The following is a 21,925-nucleotide window of genomic DNA, read 5'->3' as shown; positions in this document are numbered from 1 at the left end:
AATTCTGAAAGATATCAATCTGTATAAAATTTATCCATAATTTTAATATTGGATTCCCACAGCAAATAATAACGGGCGTAACAACAATTTATTACTTGTAGATGAAACAGAGACTTGGCACATTAGGTTTAAACAATCTGGAAGGATGCCCAGCCATATGTCTAGCCCTGCTCAATCCATACGTCATAAATTACTCAATACTTTTTTTTCACGGCACTCCATTTGGCTACTGTGTATTTTTATTTTTTTGAGCATTTCTTTTTTTCATTATAGTCATACCCCCATCTATATTAATTATTTTATTTCAGACACTTTACTAAACAGTATTTGGCTGATAACAGGTTTACTGAGTCTTGTTGGCTTGCATGATGTTTTACAAAATAAACATTCGATCTTAAAGAACTACCCGATTATGGGGCATTTTCGTTTTATTTTTGAAGATTTTCGCCCTGAAATTCGCCAGTATTTTATTGAGGCCGATCAAGACGCACTGCCTTTTTCGCGTATGCAACGCAGTTTGGTCTATCAACGTGCAAAAAACCAAAATGCAGATAAACCCTTCGGCTCCATTATCGATGTCTATGCAGACAACTACCGCTTCATGACTCATTCACTGAGCCCATGCACACCTGCTGACCCTAAAACCTTCCGTATTTTGGTGGGCAATTCGCAATGTTCACAACCTTATAGTGCTTCTATTTTCAATATTTCAGCCATGAGTTTTGGCAGCCTGAGTGCCAATGCCATTCGCGCTTTAAACAAAGGAGCGCAAATGGGTGGTTTTTACCATGATACTGGCGAAGGCAGTTTAAGTCCGTACCATCTTGAGTATGGAGGCGATATTGTTTGGGAGTTAGGCAGTGGTTATTTTGGCTGCCGTACTCTAGATGGCCAATTTGACCCTGAAAAATTTGCCGTTCAAGCCAAACGACCTCAAGTCAAAATGATCGAAATCAAGCTCTCTCAGGGAGCAAAACCCGGTCATGGCGGGATTCTACCGAAAGATAAAATTTCTGAAGAGATTGCTGAAATACGTGGCGTCAGTCGCGATCATGACTGTGTTTCTCCCTCGAGTCACTCTGCCTTCAAAACGCCAATTCAGATGATGCATTTTATTCAAAAACTGCGTGAGTTATCTGAAGGTAAACCAGTCGGTTTCAAGCTGTGTATTGGTCAGCCTTGGCAGTTTATGAGTATTGTTAAGGCCATGCTACATACTCAAATTATTCCTGATTTTATTGTTGTAGATGGTTCCGAAGGCGGTACAGGTGCAGCACCTATCGAACTGATAGACAATATGGGCGTACCACTACGTGAAGGCTTACTTTTCGTACACAACACACTGGTCGGTGCGGGTTTACGTGATCAGATCAAAATTGGTGCCAGTGGCAAATTGGTTAGTGCCTTTGATATTGCTAGTACCATGGCAATTGGTGCAGATTGGGTCAATTCTGCACGAGGATTTATGTTCGCAGTGGGCTGCATTCAAGCGCAAAGTTGTCATACCAACCAATGCCCAGTCGGTGTTGCGACACAAGACAAAGAGCGTCAAAAAGCACTACATGTGCCCACCAAAGCCGAACGCGTGCTGCATTTTCATGACAACACATTAAAGGCACTTTCAGAAATGATTGCTTCAGCGGGCTTAAAACATCCAGCAGAAATTAAAGCGCGCCATTTAGCGCAGCGCATTAATGACCGAGAAATTCGAAACTATGCGCAGCTACATTTTTGGTTAAAAGATGGTGAGCTGCTGTCTTGTGAAAATAAAGATGAAGAGAACTTCTATTTCCGTATGTGGAATATGTCCAAATTAGAACATTTCTAAATAAAAAGGAGGCTCTATTAGCCTCCTTTTTATTTTCGATAACAGAAATCACAGAATGTTAGTAATATCCACTTGATGAACCCTGTGCATGTAAAAAGGCTGGGATTAGTCCTGTTAAGGCCGCACGAATATCCGAACGTTCATTGATCAATTGATGCGAACCTTCCTCCAACATCAATAAAGTTTGTAAGCGGAACTTTTCACGAATAAACTCAATGTTATAACGCCAGTCTACCGTCTGATCCAGCGCACCTTGAGCTAACCAGACAGGAATGCGACAGGCTGGGCGTTGCTCCATTTCCAACATCCATTTGGACATAGCCAAAATCCAGTCCATACCCATCATGCGAGGTTGTAACGGATCTTTTAAACGGACAAAACGTAAGAACTCAGGGTTATGGTTATTCCGCCTAAAATGACGCGGTACTTGGCGTTTAATCCGACGAATAATGCCTAATCCAACCGAGTTATGCCACCAAGCGGATTTTGCAGGCCGAATGAGTGGCGACAACAACAAAACACGTTGCACATAAGGGTTTTCACGGCGTTCGGCAAACTCAAGCAAATGATGCATCAAAATCGCACCACCCGTGCTCTGCCCTATGCCTAGCCACGGTTGCGGTAGCTGTTCTGCATGTTTGACATAGCGCACCACAGCATGTAACACATCTTGATAATGATCAAAATTTTGGATATTCGCGGGTGATCCATCACTGAGTCCATGCCCTGGAAGATCATAGGTCAGTACACTAAAGCCTTGGTCAAGTAGTTCTTTAATAATGGGTTGGTAAATTCCGCTATGCTCTAAATAACCATGCAACAGACAGACTGTACCTTTAATTTTTTCGATTTTTGGTGCAAAAACTTGGACATGCAGCTTAAACAAAGGCATTTGAACATAACCTTGCCAGTGGTCACAGTCCAATGCGTCTAAACCATATAAACGACGATAAGACACCATCTCCACCGATGCCTCATACGGCTGGTTTAGATTCAAAGGCATTAGAAGCTGTGGTGTCGTCTCACGACTCGGCACAGGAAGTTCAAGCTGTTTGAGTACAGATGGATTTAAAAAAGGAAGTTCAGGCATTATGGAATCTCCCTACAGTCACTCGAACCCAACAGTACATCGCGTATCGTTGCGAGCATTTCATAATTGGCACGGCGACTATGATCATAATTTTGTTCACTTGGACGCCATTGGGTTAATTGAGTCGGCATAGGCGCCTCAATGGGCTGTGTTTCGATACCATTTAAAGCAAATAAACGGCGTGTACGTGGCATATGATATTGATCTGTAATTAAAATCACTCTAGGCGCACCACCTTTTTTCTGCAACAGCAAAGAGCTAAAGCGCGAGTTTTCGCAGGTATTCATACTACGATCTTCCAATAGTTTCGCATCGACTCCACGTGCCTTTAACCATTTTTGCATATACGGGGCTTCGACACCGCTAAGCACAATGGGCAGCTTGAACTGTTTTTCGACCTGCAATGTGGTTTCAAGACGTAGTCGCGTATATTCATTCACCACAATATCTTTACGGTTTTTATCTAAAGTTAATCCACCACCCAAAACGACTATGGCATTCGGCATGTTTAATGCCGCTTTTCTCTCTTCATTTTGTGCATGTATTTGTGCGATGTCCTGATAGATTTGTTCATCTATCGGCTCTTCCTCTACAGTCTCTACTTTATGCGTTTTTAAAAAGTCGAGATAATTTTCCATCAAGGCTTTATTTTCTTTGCTATTCAGCTCTAGCAGTTCTTTGACATTTTCAGTCGGGTCAACCTCAGAACTTGCTGTCTCAATCACCAAAGGAATTTGAGGCTTTTGCTCTTTTTCTTGCTCTTCACGCTGTTCAGAAATAATTAACTGTTGTAGTGCTTTATAACGTGCCTGAATCGTGGTTAGGTTTTGCGAATTATGTTCTTTGATTTGCTCTTCCATCAACTGTAAGTACGCTTGACGGGCAATCCACAAATCAGAGCCCGGTTCTAAGCTTTCTTGCTCACTGAGTGCCGCCATTTTTTGACTTTGTGCTGCAACTTCATTGACGTCTACAGGGACAAAGGTATTCAATGTCGCCACAATCAGCTTAGAATAAAAAGGCGTATAAATAAAAATCATTAAACAGCCGAAAAATGCAAACAGCACCGAAGTGATTTGCATTAAACGTACCATTTTATGGGTTTTACTCATACTTTTAACGATCCTGATAAGATTGGATGAGACCCGCTGAATTAAATAGCACAGGCTCAGGTTCCAACAAAACTTTAAATTTATTATACACATCCTGCTGTACTGCACGGTATGTGCTCTGTACATCGTTCAAATCTGCATTGGCATAATTCACTAAAACCAAGGCTTGTTTGGCAAACATCCCGACCACACCAAGCTGCTTACCTTTCCAGCCTGATTGATCAATCAACCAACCTGCTGCAATTTTAACATCACCATTCGGCTGCGGATAATGTGGCAATTTTTCAAATTGTTCGGCTAAAAGGTCATAAGTTTGCTGACTAATAATTGGATTTTTAAAAAAACTACCTACATTTGGAAATTCTTTCGGATCAGGCAGTTTACTTTGACGAATCTGAATCACTTGTTGTTGTAAATTAAAAGCTGTTAGCTCATCACCTACGGCTTGTTTTAAGTCACCATAGCTAATTTTCAAATCTTCTTTTTTCAACAACTTGAAGGTCACATGCGTAATCACATAGCGATTTGGATCATCTTTAAAAATACTATGACGATAACTAAATGCACAGTCTTTAGCTTGAATATCGCTAAATGTTTTCAACTGTCGGTCATAGACTTGCACGCTTTCGATGAACTCACCGACCTCTACACCATAAGCCCCAATATTTTGTACAGGAGATGCACCCACGAGGCCTGGAATCAACGCCAAATTCTGTAAGCCAAATAAATGGTGTTCTGTCGTCCAAAGCACAAAGTCATGCCAAACTTGACCCGCACCGACCCGTATAGTTTTGGTAGTTGCATCTTCAGACAGGTTTTCTACGCCTAGAATGTTCATATGCACAACCAAAGCATTAATTTGTGCAGGAAGCAGCATATTACTTCCACCAGATAGAATCATGACATTCAAAGCGTGTTGCTGTGCATAATCCAATGCTTCTACAAGCTCATCTGGACTGTGAATTTGAACATAATGAGAGGCTATCGCATTTAAGCTTAACGTATTAAAAGGTTTAAGCTGTTTTTGTGTTTCGATTTGCATGCACGAACCTTAATTACTGTTCAAATTGTTGTTTAAAAATACTGACCCACGCTTGGCTGCTTGACTCACATTGGTCAATAACACGTTCAAAACCATCAAAGCCACCATAGTAAGGATCAGGTAATGCTTGCTGCGGATACTGCGCATCATGTTCAGACATCAGTGCAACTTTAGCGCGGAGAGGTTGAGCACCAAATTCAATTTGCGCTGTTTGATACAACGCTTGAATATCGTCAAAATTATTGTAGTCCATCGCCAAAATTAAATCGAAATGGACAAAATCACGGGTCTGCAACTGTCGTGCGCGTAAACTGGATAAATCATAGCCCCGTTTTAAAGCATGTTCTTGACTACGCAAGTCAGGTGCTTTGTTGGGATGGTAATTACTGGTTCCCGCCGAATCGATTTCGATGTTGAGCTGATGTGCATCACAAAAATGTCTGAGAACTACTTCTGCCGTGGGAGAACGACAAATATTTCCTAAACAGACACATAACACCTTATAGGGCGCTGTGAATGACATAACCACCTCGAAACAGCTTTATTTTCAAGTGTCTTATGTTAAGTTATTTAGAGGATGAATCCTATAGAAGTACAAAACAATATTGTTGGATAAGATATAAAAAAGGATGCTGTTATGAACCAATTTCAATTTCAAACTGTGCCGAATATTATTTCAGGCTTAGGCAGCATTCAACAGCTCAGAGAAATTTTAACAGCACGCCCTTATCAACATCTGTTATTGGTTACAGATGCAGGCATGTTAAAGCATCAGCTTCACCTTCCCATCTTAGAAATTTTAGAAGATCTCTCACTCACTTACAGTATTTACAGTGAGGTTGAAGCAGATCCGAGTGAACAAATTGTTTTAAATGCGGTTGATTATGCCAAACAGCAAAAGGTAGATATCGTTTTAGGTTTTGGTGGCGGCAGCTCTATGGATGTTGCAAAAATTATTGCCATCCTCAGCCATCCTGCACAGCAGCAAAAGTTATCAGATCTTTATGGGGTGAATAATGCCCAAGCACCTCGTCTACCCTTAATTTTAGTCCCTACCACTGCAGGGACAGGCTCTGAGGTCACACCAATTTCGATCGTTACCACAGGTGAAATGACAAAGACTGGCATCGTAGCACCCGTTCTTTTTGCCGATGTAGCGATTTTGGATGCGACATTTACTGAAAACCTGCCGCGTCATATTAGTGCTGCCACAGGCATTGACGCGATGGTACATGCGATTGAAGCCTATACCTCTAAAATCAAGAAAAACCCCTATGCAGACATGTTAGCAAAACAGGCTTTAAAACTGCTGAATCAAAACCTCAACTTGGTGCTAGAAGATGGTCGAAATTTAGAAGCTCGACAAAATATGTTAGTCGGTTCGATGTTGGCAGGACAAGCCTTTGCCAATGCCCCAGTAGGTGCTGTTCATGCGCTAGCTTATCCATTGGGTGGACATTTTCACATTTCTCATGGACACAGTAATGCCTTAGTACTGACAGAGGTTTTAAAGTTTAACCTCCCCCAAGCTAAGCAACATTATGCGGAACTGATCTGCTGGCTCGACCCAAAAAGTACAGGCTGTACCGATGGTCTTTCTGATCTTTTCGTCGATCATATGCAAAACCATTTAGACCGCAGTGGTTTAACCTTAAAACTCAAAGAATTAAATGTTTCTGAACACAGTCTAGATCAGCTTGCAACCGATGCCATGTTGCAAACACGCCTACTACAAAACAACCCAAGAGAACTAGAGTGGCAACAGGCACGCGAAATTTATCAAGCCATTTACAGCTAAGCCATATAATTAACTTAGGCTACTTATAAGATGATTTTTAAGGATGATATCGATGAGACAAGCTGCAAAGACACGTGATCAATTTCATTATTTTCTACCGATTCAAACACGTTGGTCGGACAATGACCTCTATGGCCATGTCAACAACGTCACCTACTATAGTTATTTTGATACTGCCGCAAATGCCTTACTGATTGAAAAAGCAAATTTTAATATTCACCAATCCCCTATTATTGGTTTAGTGGTCGACTCAGCATGCAGTTTCTTACATGAGTTGTCTTATCCTGAGATTATTGACGTTGGTGTGACTATTTCCAAAATAGGGAACTCGTCACTCACTTACGAACTTGCCATTTTCAAATTTGGTCAAGAAACGGCTTCAGCTCAAGGACATTTTGTTCATGTCTTTGTAGACCGTGAAACACGAAAAAGCACCCCGATTCCATCTGAAATGCGGGGTGCTTTGTGCCACTACTTAAGCCATGACATTACTTAAGTTGGATATTCTGCAATTCACCATCAAAAGTTTGTACAAGGCCTTTGACCGTGTCTTCATTTTGTAGTAATTCATGCGCACGTTGAAATGCTTTTTGCTTGCGCTGCGCCTGCATGGTGTACGGCGTAATCGTTTCAACTTCTGCATATTTCACATCAAAACGCGTCTGAGGCCATTCAGCTTTGAGTGCATCTTCTAAAACATGACGTAATTGGGTGAGGAGCTGCTCATAACGCTGTGGAATCATAAACACAGACTCTGCATTAATTTGTCCAGCCATTAAACCTTGCTGAGCCAATTCTTGTACCGCGGGCGATAAGCCGCTGCTTCTGAACCAGTACTCCCACTTCTCCACCGTCCACTCACCGACTAACTGCTGCGGTTGAAGTTGCAAAATATCTTGCGGCATTAAATCGCCTGATGCAGTTGAAACCTGTTTAGGTTGAACGGGCTCTACAATAGCAGCAACAGTTTGCAGGCTTTCATTTTCTACAACTTGGGTGTCCTGTACGCTATCAGCAGACAGCACTTCATTTGCTAAATCAGAAGACTCTGCTCGCACAGCGGGTTCAGCTATTACTGCGGCAGGTTCAACGGATGCTTTATTTTGACTTTCTATATCTAGCGGTACAATTTCATCAAATAAGAAATCATCACTATTTGGTTCATCGTCATTGCTTTGCGCATTAAATTCGTCTGCTTCATCTAAATCGAACAACACTTCATCGCTTGAAGGGTCGAATACGATTTGATCAGATTGCTGAGATGAGTCCACTGGTGGTTTATTATCTTCGGCGCTTTCTGAAAGATCGACATCATCAAGTTCAGGTTTAAACTCAGGTTCTGCATTCTGAGTTATTGCAGCGTCTTCAAATGCCGCATCAACATCTACAGTTTGAGCATCTTGCTGCAAAGCCGTTTCTGGAGCAGCACTCGGTATTGCCGTTTGTTGTACAGATTCAACTACAGCACTATTGGCATGAGCCACCAACACTTCATTTGGTTGTAATGGACGGAACGCCAACATGCGCAGCACTGACATTTCAAAGCCTTGCTCTTGGGTGACTGCTAGCTGTAATTCAGCACGCCCTTTACATGCAATTTGGTAATAAAGTTGCAAGTCTTGCGCAGCAATTTGCTGAGACAATTGCATGATTTTTTTATTAATTTCAGCACTATATTTGAGACTAAGTTCAGGCAAATATTGTAATAGCGCCAACTCATGTAAAGTCGAAATCAGCTGATCCAAAACTAAAGATACATCCAGTGCTTGCTGGCGAAATTGCATCAGCAACTCACTCACCCGTTGTTTTTGGTTTTGATGTATCGCAAGGATCAGATCATAAATAATGGTACGGTCGATTAAACCCAACATTTCTTTGACATCTTGGTGCTGGATAGCGCCCTGACCGTAAGCAATTGCCTGATCTGTCAAAGAAAGCGCATCACGTAATGAGCCTTGGGCAGACTCTGCAATTTGCCAAATTGCATCTTGTTCGGCTTGGATGCTTTCTTTATTTAAAATATTCCCCAGATGCTCGGTAATTTCATCTACAGCCAACGGGCGTAGTGTAAATTGCAAACAACGCGAAATTACAGTAATTGGGAGCTTTTGCGGATCTGTCGTTGCAAAAAGGAATTTCACATGTTCAGGTGGTTCTTCCAATGTTTTGAGTAAAGCATTAAAAGAATGCGTAGACAGCATATGTACTTCATCGATTAAATAGACCTTAAAACGACCTTGTGTCGGCGCATAAGGAACATTGTCTAAAAGTTCTCGCGTATCTTCAACTTTAGTACGTGATGCCGCATCGATTTCAATCAAGTCAATAAAACGGCCTTCATTCACGGCAGTACAGGTTGGGCAAACTTCGCACGGCGTCGAAGTCACACCTGTTTCACAGTTCAAGCACTTCGCCAAAATACGGGCAATGGTGGTTTTTCCGACCCCACGCGTTCCTGTAAATAAATAAGCATGGTGCAAACGTCCGCGCTCCAAAGCACTGGTTAGCGCTCGAGAGACGTGGTTTTGACCCACTAGCTCATTAAAATTACGAGGACGATATTTCCGTGCAAGTACTTGATACATGTATGCTCCTTTTTATAGGCCTAAGCATACTGTTTTTTTGCCAAAGAGTGAATGAATTACTTCACTCCGTTCTCGCATTTCTAAGCTATAAAGCTGATTTAGATCAATAATTAAAAAACCATTAGCTCCATTTTTATCCCACTCTCTATCTCAAGCTATTTATGTATTTAGATTATGGATTTGAAATAAAGTGAGAGCTTTGGAAAAGTAAAAAGGTGTAAATATTAAAATGAATTTCTAAAATACAGCTATTTAGGGAATTAAGCTGGTTTCACTAAAATAAAATCACTCTGCATTTGATATTTTTTTCCAGTCACATCTTCACGTATTTCTAAAACACGATCTTCTAAATCGACATAAAGTAAGTTTCGCGTTGTCACGTTGACTAACTCTACCTTGTGCTGATCTTGAGCATTAAAACGAAGTGCTCCAGTCAAAGTTTCGATTTCATTATGGCCACTCAAACTTTCTCGTTTTAGGCTGTAGGTCATGTTTTCATGCAGCTCTAGTGCTACTGCCATACCTGGACAGTCTTCACAACGGGACAAACACCCCATACACGGCGTTGTCCCCTGATAACTCCCAACCCACGCAGGAATAATCTGCTTTTGTTCTGCCACTTGAAGTTTAGACTGATCATGTTGCGTTTGATTTGCCTCGGAACAGCCTAAGAGTAATCCTGTAGCGACCAGCGGGATAAGAATGGGAGCCTTCATGTCACAAATATTCAAAAATCTAAACCGCGACGAACATAACATATCTTAGACGCTGACTAAATCTCAGTTCTGTCAAAACCAGCCTTTTTTGCCTTTTAAGACCGCATCTGCACAGCGTAGACTTTCTTGACTCAAAGCCCAAAGTCGATAATCCCCAGTCAAAGAACCTGTAGCAAAGTTATGTGTATAGGCAAAACTTAAGCCTCGCTCACTATCGCCCCAAGCCCCTGAACCATTAAAGCCCATATGACCAAAGCCCTGCTCTGCTGTTTTTCCTAAGGTTAATATACGGTGATACCCCAAGCGCCAATGCATAGGTATCGGCATCACGCGATCTCGATAGCTATATTGCACTCGACTCAACTCAGAAAACACATCAGGATGAATCAACTGCTGACCTTTCCAAATCCCTTTTTGAGATAGCATCGCATACACTTTGGCTAAACTATTGGCTGTAAATACACCATTTGCTGCGGGAATGATCGCCTGAATCGCATCATCATGGTAAAAGCTGACCTTTTTCATGCCTTTGGGAATCATGCCATCTTGAAAGTCTTGTGGATCTTGCCCTGACCACTGCATCGCTTTAGCCAGCAATGAAACTTTACGCACTTTCGTTGGACTTTTTTGATTTGGTTGGCTAGGCACAGGACGAGTAATAGGTCTCGCGATACGTTTTAATTCAGCACTGGGTGCACCAAAGTAAGCCCCATCAAGCTCAAGTGGCTCAACTAAATAGGTTTGGAAGAGCTCAGTTAAAGGTTTGCCCGTTGCTTTTTCCAAAGCACCACCGACTAGCCAACCAAATGACAAAGGTTGATAGGCAGCATCTTCACCAATTGCAAAACGTGGTTGTGCCTTTTCAAATACGTCTAACATATGCGTCCAGTCCAACATTTCTGTCGCATCGGCAATGTTATTACGGATATCAAATAATCCACTTTGATGACTCAGCACATGTCTTAGCGTCATCTTTCCTTTACCATTTTGGGCAAATTCAGGCCAATAATCCGCAATCGGTTGGTCATAGCTCAGCACACCTTGACTGACTAAAATATGCACCAAGGTTGCGAGCACGCCTTTGCCTGTCGAATAACACACCGACATGGTATTGGCCTGCCAAGGAGAATCTACCGCTGCTAACCCCGTATAGATATCGACAACTTTTTCACTTTGAAAATATAAAACACAGGCTGCACCACCATATGCTAAACGAGCATCCTGTAAGCGGCTAAACAGATGGGCAACACTTTGAAAACGTGGGTCAACATAGCCTTGGTAATGGTTCGGATTCTCTTGTAAATATTGTTTTAAAATTTTCATTTACACATCCTTGTATTTTTAAGCTGGCATAAAAAAGCCCAGTGTAATCTAAACTGGGCTTTTTAAAATTATAGTGCTTTCACCTGTCCCGTCACATGCGGTTTTTGATTCTTACTATTTCGAATGAAGAAAGCGGTATTTGCACCTTCTGTCGCGGTCATAAAATCGACTGTTGACGGCAAATACATCGGCAGTTTAAACCAAACATCCGCTTCATAAGCATCAGGCAATGTGATCGAAGCCAACGCTCGCGCCTTACTCCACATGCCGTGCGCAATGGCTTGTTTGAAACCAAAGGCTTTTGCTGTCACCGCATGAATGTGGATGAGGTTGAAGTCGCCCGAGGTCATTGCATAACGACGGCCTGTGTTTTCAGAGACTTCCCAGACTGCATTTGGCTGATAATCTGGAGTCGTTGCTTCAACTAATTTTGGTGCTGTTTTACCATCAGTCTTTTGACGTGCTAAATACGTGGTCAATGCTTCAACCACCACTTCATTGCCAACTTTCACCGTGGTAATAAAATCGAACTGAACACCTTTATCATGTGGCTCAAGCGCGCCATATTTACATGATAAAGTGAGGGTTTCATTGACACCAACTTTACGCATTTGTTTGACTTGATTGCGAATATGTACCAAACCTAGCACAGGAAATGGAAACGGCTCTTGCCCCATCATGTGCATTTGTAGGCTTTGCGATAATACGGCCAAATAAATCGCAGGAATATAACCATTATTTTTAAAGCCACATACTTCGTTATAGGCTTTCAAATGCTTTTGATCGACGTTAAAAGAATCCACCACATACTCAACCTGCGGTAAGACTTTTTCACCTTTTGGTTTTTTAAAGATCAAACCTTGAATGACTTTCGGATAAGCCATATATGGTTTTGGAAGTTGACTAAAATGGCGAGTCTTCATACTGAACCTTTGAGAAGTTTTTATTTCAATATTTTTGAAAGCACCTTCTCCCTCAGGGAGAAGGTTGGGATGAGGGAAAATGCCATCCCATTTATAATATAAAGAATTTATCTCCCCCTCTAAAGGAGAGATAAATTCAAGCTTTTAAATTAAGCACCCAATAAGCTTTGACCACAAACGCGTACCACATTGCCGTTTAAACCAGTCGATGCTGTCGCTGCAAATAAAGCAATGGTTTCAGCAACATCTACAGGTAAACCACCTTGGCTCATCGAGTTCATACGGCGACCCGCTTCGCGGATTGCAAATGGAATAGCAGCAGTCATTTGGGTTTCAATAAAACCTGGCGCAACCGCATTGATCGTAATGCCATTCGTCAACGTTGGAGCAGTAAATTTAACCACACCAATGACACCTGCTTTCGACACAGCATAGTTGGTTTGACCTAAGTTACCTGCAATACCTGAAATTGATGATACACAAACAATACGACCATTGGCATTTAAACCGTCATTCGTAAGTAAATAATCATTTACACGTTCAATCGCAGACAAGTTAATGTTAATCACCAAATCCCAAAGTTCAGGCTTCATATTTGCCAAAGTTTTGTCACGAGTAATACCTGCGTTATGCACGATAATGTCTAAACCACCTTGAGCAGCTGCCGCAACTTTAATTTTCTCACCAGCATCGTTTGCAGTGATATCAATCGCCAGTGTTGAACCACCAATCTCACCTGCAACACGGTCAAGATCTGCTTGCTGCTGTGGTACGTCTAAACAAATCACATGCGCGCCATCGCGTGCCAAGACATGTGCAATCGCTTCACCAATACCACGGCTCGCACCTGTTACTACAGCCGTTTTTCCTGCCAGTGGTTTCGCCCAGTCCACATCTACAATATCAGCATTAGAAACACGAATCACTTGACCGGAGACATAAGCAGAACGTGGAGATGCTGCAAAACGTAAAGTTGACTCAAGATTTTCTTCCGCACCTGCATCCACATAAATCAAATGTGCTGCAATCCCCTTTTTAAATTCTTTACCGACTGACTTCACGAAGCCTTCAAGCGCGCGTTGTGCAATCGCTTTTTTCACGCTACCCGCAGTTTCAGGGGTCGTGCCTAACACAATCACACGACCAGAAGCTGCCACTTGACGTGCGATCGGGTTAAAGAAGTTATATAACTCATTGAGTTGCTCTGATGACTCAATGCCAGATGCATCAAAAATAACAACTTTGAATTTAGACTCTTTGTCGCCTGCATTAAATGCACTTAAGTTTAAGCCCACTTGAGCCGCAGCTTGTTGTAGTTGCGCATTGTTACCCGCATAGCTATTGGCGTGGACATTTGCCAACACTTGCGCAATTGCACCAGATAGTGAACTGTTTGCTGCTGCACCCAGTAAAACAGCACCTTTAATCACAGGCGTTGCTGACTCAAAACGGTCTAAAAAAGTTGGTGCAGGTAAACCCAAATTTTTAATGACAAATTTACCAATAGGAGATTTTGCAAATGTTTGGTATTGATCAGTCATGTTTTTATCTCTCATACAAATGAATTGTTGATGGATTCAAAGATATCCTTTTAACTTCAAAGTGATGTCTAGAGTCTTATATTTCAATAGTTCCATCGGTTTCAGTAGAATCATACTTGAGTTATAGAGGATATGTCTTGACCTGAAAGCCTGTTGCAATGTCATTCTAGTCAATTCAGCCCTTTTTATAATATGCTAATGTACACCCTAAGAATAGATTAACATGCTTGGAAAAGCCTTATGAGCAAAACAACTCAAGAAAATCCAGCAGTGGAAAATTCTGCTACGGAAACCGTGTCAAATACATCAAAAAGTACACCGCGTAGAACTAAAAGTACTGGCACGACAACCCAATCAGTAAATAACACGACTAAGCCGACTCGCACTCGTGCTGCGTCAACTCGTAGTAAAAGCCCTGCTTCTTCTACAAATGCTTCAAAACCAAAAACTCAAACTGCTGTTCAACAGGATCAAACCATGAGTCAAAACACTGTTCGCCGCGTGGCTATTATCGGTGGTAACCGTATTCCTTTCGCTCGCTCAAATGGCGCATATTTCACCGCTTCGAATACAGATATGTTCACAGCAGCGCTAAACGGTCTTGTTGAACGTTTTAATATTCAAGGCCAACGCCTTGGTGAAGTGGTTGCTGGTGCTGTTCTTAAGCACAGCCGTGACTTTAACATGACCCGTGAATGTGTACTAAACACTGCACTTGCGCCAGAAACACCTGCTTACGATATTCAGCAAGCATGTGGTACTGGCTTACAAGCAGCGTTCTTAGTTGCCAACAAAATCGCACTGGGCCAAATTGAAGTGGGTGTGGCTGGTGGTGTAGACACGACTTCTGATGCACCAATTGCGTTTGGTGATGGTTTACGTAAAGCATTACTTGAACTCAACATTGCAAAAACGGGTAAAGACCGTTTAAAAGCTTTAACCAAAATCAACCTAAAAGACTTGATGGATGCGCCGAAAAATGGTGAGCCACGTACAGGTTTGTCTATGGGTGATCACCAAGCCATTACCGCGCTTGAATGGGGTATTGCACGTGAAGCGCAAGACGAACTTGCTGCATCTTCACACCAAAAAATGGCTGCGGCTTACGAAGAAGGCTTCTTCGATGACCTGATCACACCATTCTTAGGTTTAGAGCGTGACAACAACTTACGTGCTGACTCTACGGTTGAAAAACTTGCTAAGCTCAAACCAGCTTTTGGTAAAGGCGATGCACGTACCATGACTGCGGGTAACTCAACACCACTTACGGATGGTGCATCTTGTGTGCTTTTAGCATCTGAAGAATGGGCGAAAGCAAACGGTCACGAAGTCCTTGCTTACTTAACCTTCCAAGAAACGGCTGCTGTTGATTTCGTTGAGAAAAAAGAAGGCTTATTGATGGCACCTGCTTATGCAGTTCCACGTATGCTTGAGCGTGCTGGCCTTAAACTTCAAGACTTCGACTACTACGAAATTCATGAAGCATTTGCGTCACAAGTTCTTTCTACTTTGAAAGCTTGGGAAGATCCAAAATTCTGTAAAGACCGTTTAGGTTTAGATGCTCCACTCGGTTCAATTGACCGCACTAAACTCAACGTCAAAGGTTCTTCACTTGCAGCAGGTCACCCATTTGCTGCAACCGGTGGTCGTATCATTGCCACTGCTGCGAAGTTGATTAACCAAAAAGGTTCAGGTCGCGTACTGGTTTCAATCTGTGCTGCAGGTGGTCAAGGTGTGACAGCAATTATTGAGAAATAATCTCGCCTTCGCTGTAAAAAAGCATCTCTTTTGAGGTGCTTTTTTTTACTGGTCAAAACCATCAATTTACTCTATAGATAAAAACATAAAATAACCAAATACAAACTATGCGAAATTCACCGCCCTTTATTGTTTATCTCAATACCCCGATTCGCTATTATTATTTTTACCTCATTCCCTTAGTCATAGCGCTTTTGATTGTCAGCTTCGACTTCCACTTTCAAGGCGTGTTTCCAACCAGCATTGCATCCAACTTGTCCAGCCCGCATAAATTTCTCAATGACTTTTTTGCTATTTGTACTTTCATCTGTCTTGCCCTTATTTTGATCAATTATTTTCGTGTACAACTCAACCGACCACAAGTTCAGCACATCAGGCAACACTACGCAAAACTGAATACACAACAACGCTCAATGTTTAATCCACTAGGCTTAGTGTTTTTTATTTTTATGTTGCTCTTTTTCTGCTTAAGTTGGTTTTTGATCAGTGATGAAATCCCATACACAAATTCCAGTACAAAGAAAGGCGCAACCATGATCTATCTCAAAGGCTTTGCGCATCCATATATAAGCGCTATAGCAAATAGTTTTCATGCTGCCATCACCGTATTTTTTGCCTTAATGATCCCTTATATTTTAAACGTCAGAAAATTCAAATAAGAATCGCATCACATTAAAAAAGCCACGACATTGCGTGGCTTAATTTTTAATTTGAATATTGCGCTTCAGGTTGAATACCCAATTTGGCCTCCACCATGTCATAACACCATTGGAAAATAAAGGTATAAACCAAAATACACATGGTTAAACTGAAGTCGAGTACGATGGCTTGCCAAATACTCATTTGCATTGCATATGCGACCATTGGAATGGTTGCAAGCATCAAACCACCTTCAAAACCAATCGCGTGAAGAACACGTACGCCGATGGTTCTTTTGAGTTTTCTTTTTGCTTCAAACTTTTCAAAAAAATGGTTAAACACCATATTCCATATGACCGAAGTGACTGCCATGGCAATACCGAGTACGCCTGTGACCTCTAAAGGCATATGGAATATGAAACTTAAAGCTACAGCAATGATCACCAATAGGATGATTTCATAGCTGAGCGCATGAATAATCCTTCTTTTGGAAATCAACATTTTTAATTACTCTTTCATGATTGGATGTTGGCTATTTTATTTTTATAATATTGATTAATCGAGTCAGGTTCTTTCAGTAAAACTGAAAGATAGAAAATTATGAATATCAATCAAGAGCAACTGATCATTTTTAAAACCGTGATTGAGTCAGGCTCATTTTCAGCTGCCGCACGAAAATTGGGCAAAGTGCCATCGGCCGTGAGTATGTCAATTGCCAACTTGGAAATAGACTTAAACCTACAACTTTTCTTACGCGAAGGACGTGAGCCTACAGCAACAGCGCAAGCCCTAACCTTGTATGAAAAGACCGAGCAACTACTGACCGAAATGAATCAATGGAAACAGCATGCTCATGCCCTAAGCCACGGTTTGGAGTCCTCGCTCAATATCGTCGTTGTATCCGAACTGCTACATATGCAATGGATCGACTACATCGCAATATTAGAAGCTGAATTTCCCAGTCTACAGATCAACATTTTTTCTGCACCTCAGGAAGATGCGCAAAGAATGTTACTCAACGGTACAGCGCAACTTGCACTGATGTTCGAACGTGAACAGCTGGAAAGCAGCGAACAGTTTGTTGAATTAAAAATGGAAACTTTAGTCCCTGTCGCAAACAAAGACTTTGAGCTGGCGCAATTTTCACAAGTCAGCTTTGAACAAATTCAACACAGTCGCCAGATCGTGGTTGCCAGCCGAGATAAAAGCATTAAACCTGAACTACTTTTTTCTAAAGAATACTGGCGGACTGACAATCATCACTCTGCCTGCGCACTCATTATGCAAAATTTCGGTTGGGGTGTTTTACCCTTGGAAATGCTGAATGAAAACCCTCAGCTCAAAACCCAGTTGAAAATATTAGATCTGCTGGATTTCACCCCAAAGTTTGAATATTTTGTCGATTTGGTCTGGAGTCGTGAAAGTGAATTGGGTGCAGCTGCACGTTTTTTAATCCAATACATCCGAAATCAACGTAAAAAATCGTGATAACTGCTGTTAAAACATCCGAATCCACTTGGGTTAGAAGCAGTTTGTGTTATAAATATTTTATGGGTAATAACTTTAAGAACTAACGATCAATGACACAAACTGCATTAAACCAATTAAAAAGCTTAACCACCATTGTTGCTGACAGTAGCGATTTAGCGGCGATTAACCAATTTCGCCCGCTTGACGCAACGACTAATCCGTCGCTGATTACAGCGGCTGCTATTCAACCTGAAAATAAAGAGTTGATTGAGGATGCTTTTGCTCAAGCCAAAACTGAGGGCTATAAAGAAGACTTACTCATTGAACGCACAATCGACATTCTTACCGTCAAGTTTGGGGTGGAAATTCTCAAATTGATTGAGGGTCGTGTATCTACAGAAGTGGATGCTGCACTGTCATACGATACCGATGCCACCATTGAAAAAGCCAAAGAGCTGTTGGCGCTATATAAAAACTACGGCGTAGATCAAAATCGTATATTAATTAAAATCGCTTCAACATGGGCGGGTATTCAAGCAGCGAAAGTGTTAGAAGCTGAAGGTATCCATACCAACTTAACGCTTTTGTTTGGTGTGCATCAGGCCCATGCTTGTGCGGAGGCAAATGTCACTTTAATTTCACCTTTTGTTGGACGTATTTTAGATTGGTACAAAAAAGCCGAAGGCGTGGACAGCTATCCAGTTGAGAAAGACCCTGGCGTACTTTCTGTGAAGCAAATTTACCAGTTCTATAAAGCACATGGGATCAAAACAGAAATTATGGGCGCAAGCTTCCGCAGTGTTGACCAAGTCTTAGGACTTGCAGGTTGTGACCTTCTTACTGTTGCGCCTAACTTATTGGCAGCTCTTGAACAAGACACACGTGAAGTTAAAGCCCAACTGTCAGCAAGTGATATTGCGCCAGCGACAACTGCACTTAACACACTCAGTGAAACTGAGTTTAGGAATCAAATTGAACATGACTTGATGGCAACGCAGTTGTTACAAGGCGGTATTGATGGATTTATTAAAGCCCGTCAACAGCTGAACACACTATTGCGTCAGTCTTTTGGTCTAGATGAAGAAATTTCAGCTTAACTTGATTTTTCTTCTTTTAAAAGCCGATTTTGCTATCATGCAATATCGGCTTTTTTATTGAGAATATGTTGTGTTTGGGATTATCGACATCGGTACCTATATCATCGGTACAATTTTAATTGTGATTCTACCAGGCCCAAATTCTCTTTATGTGATGTCCATTGCCTCACGTTTTGGTCCGAAGATCGGCTATTGGGGAGCATTAGGCGTTTTCACAGGTGACCTGATTCTCATTCTATGCACGGTACTAGGCGCAGCATCTCTTTTACATACTTTTCCTTGGCTGTTCATTTTATTAAAAATTGTAGGTGCTTTGTACCTATCCTACCTAGGTGGAAAACTCTTATTTGCTGGCGTCAAAACGTGGCATTCATCCCCACAGCATCTTGAAGCAAGTGCAAACCAGAATACTTTGCAAACGCTACACCCGTTTAGATCAGCGCTGACCATTAGTCTTTTAAACCCTAAAGCTATTTTGTTCTATTTGTCTTTCTTTGTGCAGTTTGTTAACCCTAAATACGCTTATCCTGCACTCAGCTTTACTTTACTTTCAGTCATCTTGCAGATCATTAGCATGGCTTATCTTAGCATTTTGATTTTCTCAGGGATTAAATTGGCCAGTTACTTTAACCGTCAGTTTAAAGTTGCCGCTGTCGCAGTGGCAACTGTTGGTTTACTGTTTTGTGGTTTTGGTTTAAAGCTCGCACTTTCCACCCTGTAATTCTCGTGAATAATCTCGTTATTTTCGATAAAAAAACCATTGTATGCTGTTTTCTTTTTCAAGAACCAGCGTATGATCCTTGAACAATCGCTATTTTCACTCATTCAAATTATGTTTTGATCTTCATGCAAAAATTATTTCAAGATTTCTCAGTTCCAGCAGTATTCGCAGGTTTTATTACCTTCCTCATTGGCATTAGTGTGTCTTCAGTCTTGGTCATTCAATCCGCCCAAGTCTTAGGTGCAAATACCGCACAAATCAACTCATGGTTCTGGGCTTTAGGTCTGGGTATTGGTTTAAGTGGGCTGCTTTTATCTTGGAAACTTAAATATCCTGTATCGACCTCATGGTCTACGGCAGCACTGGCCTTAATTATTGCGACAGGCAGTGGTTATAGTTTGCATGAAGCGATTGGCGCATTTTTGGTCTGTGGTTTAGTTACTGCCATTTTGGGCTTTTTCGGTATCTTTGAAAAAGTTCTGACGTATATCCCGCAAAGCCTAACCAGTGCCATGCTAGCTGGTGTGTTATTGAAGTTTGGTATTTCATTGTTCGCTAGTATGCAAGACCATTGGGGTTTTATTTTATCCATGCTGGCGGCTTATATTGTTTCTAAGCGACTTACTCCACGTTACTGCATTGTCATTACAGTGATTGCAGGCTTGTTACTCTGCCCGTTATTCTTAGACTTCCATACGCCTCAAATCACATGGAGCCTAGCGCAACCTGTTTGGATGGCACCTGAGTTCAGCATGTCTGCTATTTTAGGTTTAGCGCTACCTTTGTTTGTGATCAATATGGCATCGCAGTACTTACCCGGTATTGCCATGATTAAAAGCTATGGCTATAACCCCCACGTCAATCAACTGATTGGATGGACGGGTACCGCTCAAGCCTTACTCGCACCCTTTGGCTGTTATAGTGTCAATACCGCAGCAATTAGTGCAGCTGTCAGTTTAGATGAACAAGTTCACCCTGATCCATCAAAACGTTATATTGCGGGCATGAGCTGCGGTTTCTTCTATATCTTAATGGGACTATTCGCAGCCACCCTGACCAGCCTTTTACTGTCTTTCCCTGCAATCTTTATTACAGCATTGGCTGGTATTGCTTTGTTTGGCACGATTAGTCATAACATCGCGATTGCATTTGAAGCGGTATCAGACCGTGAGGCAGCCCTCATGACCTTCTTATTCAGCGCATCTGGGGTACAGTTCTTTGGTATTGGCTCTGCCTTTTGGGGACTACTCTTTGGTTTTGCAGTTATGCTTATATTTAAATTTAAAGCCAAAAAAGTTTAAGCCCTCATACAAAAAGCACCCTCGATGGGTGCTTTTTCATTTTTAAATATTGCTAAATTGAAAACTTAATGCTGATAACTTCGTTGAATCAATTCTTGCTTAAGCTGCATCGTCTCAGACAGATTTTCCACCTCGGTAAATGCTGTGAGCCAAATGCCATCTGCAGCATAGCGTAAAATTTTAAGCTCCAAATTATTATCTGTATCCTGATGTCGCGCTAAACGTTTTTCTAGCCACTCAATCCAATACTCATTAAAGGTACGATCCGTCAGCATAATCATCGAAATAGCTGACCAAGAATGCTCCAAGCCTAGCACCTGCTTTTCTAGAGTAATTTCAATATAGGCTCGGGTAAAGCAACCATAACGATCACGGTCTTGACTAATCAACTCATCAACAACACGATCCAATTGTTCAAGTTGTTCCACAACCATCGCTTCAAGTAGCTTTTGTTTGTTTGGGAAATGATGGAAAACACCACCCTTACTCACGCCAACCAAATCAGCCACTGCTTGTATGGAGACCCCAGTCACGCCTTTTTCAGCAGCCAAACAGATCGCATGTTGTAGGATACTTTGGCGAACCTGTTCTGGTGCCTTTTTACGTGGACTTGCTTGTTGCATCGAACTTAATGCCCTGTTGAATTTGAAAATAAGTTAATCACGACCACACCAGAAACAATCAGTGCAATACCGATCATTGCTGCGAAATCTAGACTTTGTCGGAAAACAAAGTAACCAATCAGAGCGGTTAAAACAATACCAACACCCGCCCAAATCGCATAAGCGATACCCAATGGAATCACTTTAATCACTTGAGACAATAAATAAAATGCCAACGAAAATAGAACGACTACGGCCAGAGAAGGCAATAGCTTGGTAAAACCTTCCGACTTTACCAAAAAAGTCGAACCAATCACTTCAGAAATAATTGCCATCGCCAGCAAAGCATAAGCCATTAATATAGGATTCATCAGAAACT

The 21,925-nt window shown here is 41.6% G+C and carries 21 protein-coding genes; 9 read left to right on the top strand and 12 right to left on the bottom strand.

Going from position 1 to position 21,925, the window contains the following annotated elements:
* The first annotated feature begins 157 nt into the window (after positions 1–157).
* Complete coding sequence (locus ACSC9N_RS07475) at positions 158–1,828, top strand: FMN-binding glutamate synthase family protein (RefSeq protein ID WP_010326813.1); 1,671 nt, start codon at positions 158–160, stop codon at positions 1,826–1,828.
* Between the two features lie 58 nt (positions 1,829–1,886).
* Here ACSC9N_RS07475 and ACSC9N_RS07470 read toward each other — a convergent pair whose 3' ends face one another.
* Genes ACSC9N_RS07470 through ACSC9N_RS07455 form a run of 4 tightly spaced genes read right to left on the bottom strand, consistent with a single transcriptional unit; the run spans position 1,887 to position 5,595 of the window.
* A complete protein-coding gene (locus tag ACSC9N_RS07470) occupies positions 1,887–2,918 on the bottom strand; it encodes an alpha/beta hydrolase (RefSeq protein WP_010326814.1) in 1,032 nt (343 codons plus the stop codon).
* A complete protein-coding gene (locus ACSC9N_RS07465) occupies positions 2,918–4,030 on the bottom strand; it encodes a YdcF family protein (protein WP_010326815.1) in 1,113 nt (370 codons plus the stop codon). The genes ACSC9N_RS07470 and ACSC9N_RS07465 overlap by 1 nt, the downstream gene beginning before the upstream one ends.
* 4 nt (positions 4,031–4,034) lie before the next feature.
* A complete protein-coding gene (gene murB / locus ACSC9N_RS07460) occupies positions 4,035–5,072 on the bottom strand; it encodes a UDP-N-acetylmuramate dehydrogenase (protein ID WP_010326816.1) in 1,038 nt (345 codons plus the stop codon).
* A 13-nt stretch (positions 5,073–5,085) separates the two neighbouring features.
* Entirely contained in the window at positions 5,086–5,595 is a 510-nt protein-coding gene (locus ACSC9N_RS07455) for a low molecular weight protein-tyrosine-phosphatase (protein WP_010326817.1), read from the bottom strand.
* Between the two features lie 114 nt (positions 5,596–5,709).
* Here ACSC9N_RS07455 and ACSC9N_RS07450 point away from each other — a divergent pair, with 114 nt between their 5' ends.
* Both ACSC9N_RS07450 and ACSC9N_RS07445 read left to right on the top strand, forming a co-directional pair.
* Complete coding sequence (locus ACSC9N_RS07450; RefSeq protein ID WP_439036129.1) at positions 5,710–6,870, top strand: iron-containing alcohol dehydrogenase; 1,161 nt, start codon at positions 5,710–5,712, stop codon at positions 6,868–6,870.
* 52 nt (positions 6,871–6,922) lie between these two features.
* Positions 6,923–7,366, top strand: a complete 444-nt coding sequence (locus ACSC9N_RS07445; protein WP_010326819.1) for an acyl-CoA thioesterase — start codon at positions 6,923–6,925, stop codon at positions 7,364–7,366.
* Here the strand turns inward: ACSC9N_RS07445 and dnaX are convergent.
* The 5 genes from dnaX to ACSC9N_RS07420 all read right to left on the bottom strand — a co-directional run bounded on the left by dnaX (position 7,359) and on the right by ACSC9N_RS07420 (position 13,958).
* Positions 7,359–9,455: a DNA polymerase III subunit gamma/tau gene (gene dnaX, locus ACSC9N_RS07440; RefSeq protein WP_395475126.1), complete on the bottom strand. Its 2,097-nt coding sequence runs from the start codon at positions 9,453–9,455 to the stop codon at positions 7,359–7,361. The genes ACSC9N_RS07445 and dnaX overlap by 8 nt on opposite strands.
* Before the next feature lie 260 nt (positions 9,456–9,715).
* Complete coding sequence (locus tag ACSC9N_RS07435; protein WP_395475125.1) at positions 9,716–10,171, bottom strand: copper resistance protein NlpE N-terminal domain-containing protein; 456 nt, start codon at positions 10,169–10,171, stop codon at positions 9,716–9,718.
* 72 nt (positions 10,172–10,243) lie between these two features.
* A complete protein-coding gene (locus ACSC9N_RS07430; RefSeq protein ID WP_010326822.1) occupies positions 10,244–11,494 on the bottom strand; it encodes a serine hydrolase domain-containing protein in 1,251 nt (416 codons plus the stop codon).
* A 68-nt stretch (positions 11,495–11,562) separates the two neighbouring features.
* Positions 11,563–12,417 (bottom strand): MaoC family dehydratase, encoded by an 855-nt coding sequence (locus tag ACSC9N_RS07425; protein WP_010326823.1) that lies wholly within the window; start codon positions 12,415–12,417, stop codon positions 11,563–11,565.
* Positions 12,418–12,566: 149 nt separating this feature from the next.
* Entirely contained in the window at positions 12,567–13,958 is a 1,392-nt protein-coding gene (locus tag ACSC9N_RS07420) for a 3-oxoacyl-ACP reductase (protein WP_010326824.1), read from the bottom strand.
* Positions 13,959–14,198: 240 nt separating this feature from the next.
* Here ACSC9N_RS07420 and ACSC9N_RS07415 point away from each other — a divergent pair, with 240 nt between their 5' ends.
* Both ACSC9N_RS07415 and ACSC9N_RS07410 read left to right on the top strand, forming a co-directional pair.
* A complete protein-coding gene (locus ACSC9N_RS07415) occupies positions 14,199–15,716 on the top strand; it encodes an acetyl-CoA C-acetyltransferase (protein WP_029575037.1) in 1,518 nt (505 codons plus the stop codon).
* Positions 15,717–15,823: 107 nt separating this feature from the next.
* Positions 15,824–16,375: a hypothetical protein gene (locus tag ACSC9N_RS07410; RefSeq protein ID WP_010326826.1), complete on the top strand. Its 552-nt coding sequence runs from the start codon at positions 15,824–15,826 to the stop codon at positions 16,373–16,375.
* 46 nt (positions 16,376–16,421) lie between these two features.
* On the opposite strand, the gene aceI is transcribed toward ACSC9N_RS07410, so the two are convergent.
* Positions 16,422–16,856: a chlorhexidine efflux PACE transporter AceI gene (gene aceI, locus ACSC9N_RS07405; protein ID WP_010326827.1), complete on the bottom strand. Its 435-nt coding sequence runs from the start codon at positions 16,854–16,856 to the stop codon at positions 16,422–16,424.
* A gap of 99 nt (positions 16,857–16,955) precedes the next feature.
* Between aceI and ACSC9N_RS07400 the strand changes: the two genes are divergently transcribed.
* The 4 genes from ACSC9N_RS07400 to ACSC9N_RS07385 all read left to right on the top strand — a co-directional run bounded on the left by ACSC9N_RS07400 (position 16,956) and on the right by ACSC9N_RS07385 (position 20,944).
* The gene (locus ACSC9N_RS07400; protein WP_063454283.1) at positions 16,956–17,843 is read left to right on the top strand and encodes a LysR family transcriptional regulator; all 888 of its coding nucleotides are present in this window, start codon (positions 16,956–16,958) and stop codon (positions 17,841–17,843) included.
* 92 nt (positions 17,844–17,935) lie between these two features.
* On the top strand, positions 17,936–18,922 hold the full coding sequence (gene tal / locus ACSC9N_RS07395) for a transaldolase (protein WP_010326829.1): 987 nt from the start codon (positions 17,936–17,938) through the stop codon (positions 18,920–18,922).
* Between the two features lie 70 nt (positions 18,923–18,992).
* Positions 18,993–19,643: a leucine efflux protein LeuE gene (gene leuE / locus ACSC9N_RS07390; RefSeq protein WP_010326830.1), complete on the top strand. Its 651-nt coding sequence runs from the start codon at positions 18,993–18,995 to the stop codon at positions 19,641–19,643.
* A 125-nt stretch (positions 19,644–19,768) separates the two neighbouring features.
* The gene (locus tag ACSC9N_RS07385) at positions 19,769–20,944 is read left to right on the top strand and encodes a benzoate/H(+) symporter BenE family transporter (RefSeq protein ID WP_010326831.1); all 1,176 of its coding nucleotides are present in this window, start codon (positions 19,769–19,771) and stop codon (positions 20,942–20,944) included.
* A 65-nt stretch (positions 20,945–21,009) separates the two neighbouring features.
* Here ACSC9N_RS07385 and ACSC9N_RS07380 read toward each other — a convergent pair whose 3' ends face one another.
* Both ACSC9N_RS07380 and ACSC9N_RS07375 read right to left on the bottom strand, forming a co-directional pair.
* Positions 21,010–21,567: a TetR/AcrR family transcriptional regulator gene (locus ACSC9N_RS07380; RefSeq protein WP_010326832.1), complete on the bottom strand. Its 558-nt coding sequence runs from the start codon at positions 21,565–21,567 to the stop codon at positions 21,010–21,012.
* Positions 21,568–21,572: 5 nt separating this feature from the next.
* Positions 21,573–21,917, bottom strand: a complete 345-nt coding sequence (locus ACSC9N_RS07375; protein ID WP_005401176.1) for a DMT family transporter — start codon at positions 21,915–21,917, stop codon at positions 21,573–21,575.
* Positions 21,918–21,925: the final 8 nt, after the last annotated feature.

Origin of the sequence: Acinetobacter sp. PC34, assembly GCF_051789135.1 — a bacterium.
Lineage (GTDB): Bacteria > Pseudomonadota > Gammaproteobacteria > Pseudomonadales > Moraxellaceae > Acinetobacter > Acinetobacter johnsonii.
Note: the sequence above shows the minus strand (reverse complement) of the source record. Positions and strands in the feature narration are given on the sequence as shown.

Bases quoted from the DNA above. Each gene is read 5' to 3' on its own strand.
- aceI (WP_010326827.1), bottom strand. From the start codon at position 16,856: ATGTTGATTTCCAAAAGAAGGATTATTCATGCGCTCAGCTATGAAATC.
- ACSC9N_RS07465 (WP_010326815.1), bottom strand. From the start codon at position 4,030: ATGAGTAAAACCCATAAAATGGTACGTTTAATGCAAATCACTTCGGTG.
- ACSC9N_RS07400 (WP_063454283.1), top strand. From the start codon at position 16,956: ATGAATATCAATCAAGAGCAACTGATCATTTTTAAAACCGTGATTGAG.
- dnaX (WP_395475126.1), bottom strand. From the start codon at position 9,455: ATGTATCAAGTACTTGCACGGAAATATCGTCCTCGTAATTTTAATGAG.
- ACSC9N_RS07425 (WP_010326823.1), bottom strand. From the start codon at position 12,417: ATGAAGACTCGCCATTTTAGTCAACTTCCAAAACCATATATGGCTTAT.
- ACSC9N_RS07430 (WP_010326822.1), bottom strand. From the start codon at position 11,494: ATGAAAATTTTAAAACAATATTTACAAGAGAATCCGAACCATTACCAA.
- ACSC9N_RS07475 (WP_010326813.1), top strand. From the start codon at position 158: ATGTCTAGCCCTGCTCAATCCATACGTCATAAATTACTCAATACTTTT.
- ACSC9N_RS07380 (WP_010326832.1), bottom strand. From the start codon at position 21,567: ATGCAACAAGCAAGTCCACGTAAAAAGGCACCAGAACAGGTTCGCCAA.
- ACSC9N_RS07470 (WP_010326814.1), bottom strand. From the start codon at position 2,918: ATGCCTGAACTTCCTTTTTTAAATCCATCTGTACTCAAACAGCTTGAA.
- ACSC9N_RS07410 (WP_010326826.1), top strand. From the start codon at position 15,824: ATGCGAAATTCACCGCCCTTTATTGTTTATCTCAATACCCCGATTCGC.
- ACSC9N_RS07385 (WP_010326831.1), top strand. From the start codon at position 19,769: ATGCAAAAATTATTTCAAGATTTCTCAGTTCCAGCAGTATTCGCAGGT.
- murB (WP_010326816.1), bottom strand. From the start codon at position 5,072: ATGCAAATCGAAACACAAAAACAGCTTAAACCTTTTAATACGTTAAGC.
- ACSC9N_RS07420 (WP_010326824.1), bottom strand. From the start codon at position 13,958: ATGACTGATCAATACCAAACATTTGCAAAATCTCCTATTGGTAAATTT.
- ACSC9N_RS07445 (WP_010326819.1), top strand. From the start codon at position 6,923: ATGAGACAAGCTGCAAAGACACGTGATCAATTTCATTATTTTCTACCG.
- ACSC9N_RS07435 (WP_395475125.1), bottom strand. From the start codon at position 10,171: ATGAAGGCTCCCATTCTTATCCCGCTGGTCGCTACAGGATTACTCTTA.
- tal (WP_010326829.1), top strand. From the start codon at position 17,936: ATGACACAAACTGCATTAAACCAATTAAAAAGCTTAACCACCATTGTT.
- ACSC9N_RS07375 (WP_005401176.1), bottom strand. From the start codon at position 21,917: ATGAATCCTATATTAATGGCTTATGCTTTGCTGGCGATGGCAATTATT.
- ACSC9N_RS07450 (WP_439036129.1), top strand. From the start codon at position 5,710: ATGAACCAATTTCAATTTCAAACTGTGCCGAATATTATTTCAGGCTTA.
- ACSC9N_RS07415 (WP_029575037.1), top strand. From the start codon at position 14,199: ATGAGCAAAACAACTCAAGAAAATCCAGCAGTGGAAAATTCTGCTACG.
- ACSC9N_RS07455 (WP_010326817.1), bottom strand. From the start codon at position 5,595: ATGTCATTCACAGCGCCCTATAAGGTGTTATGTGTCTGTTTAGGAAAT.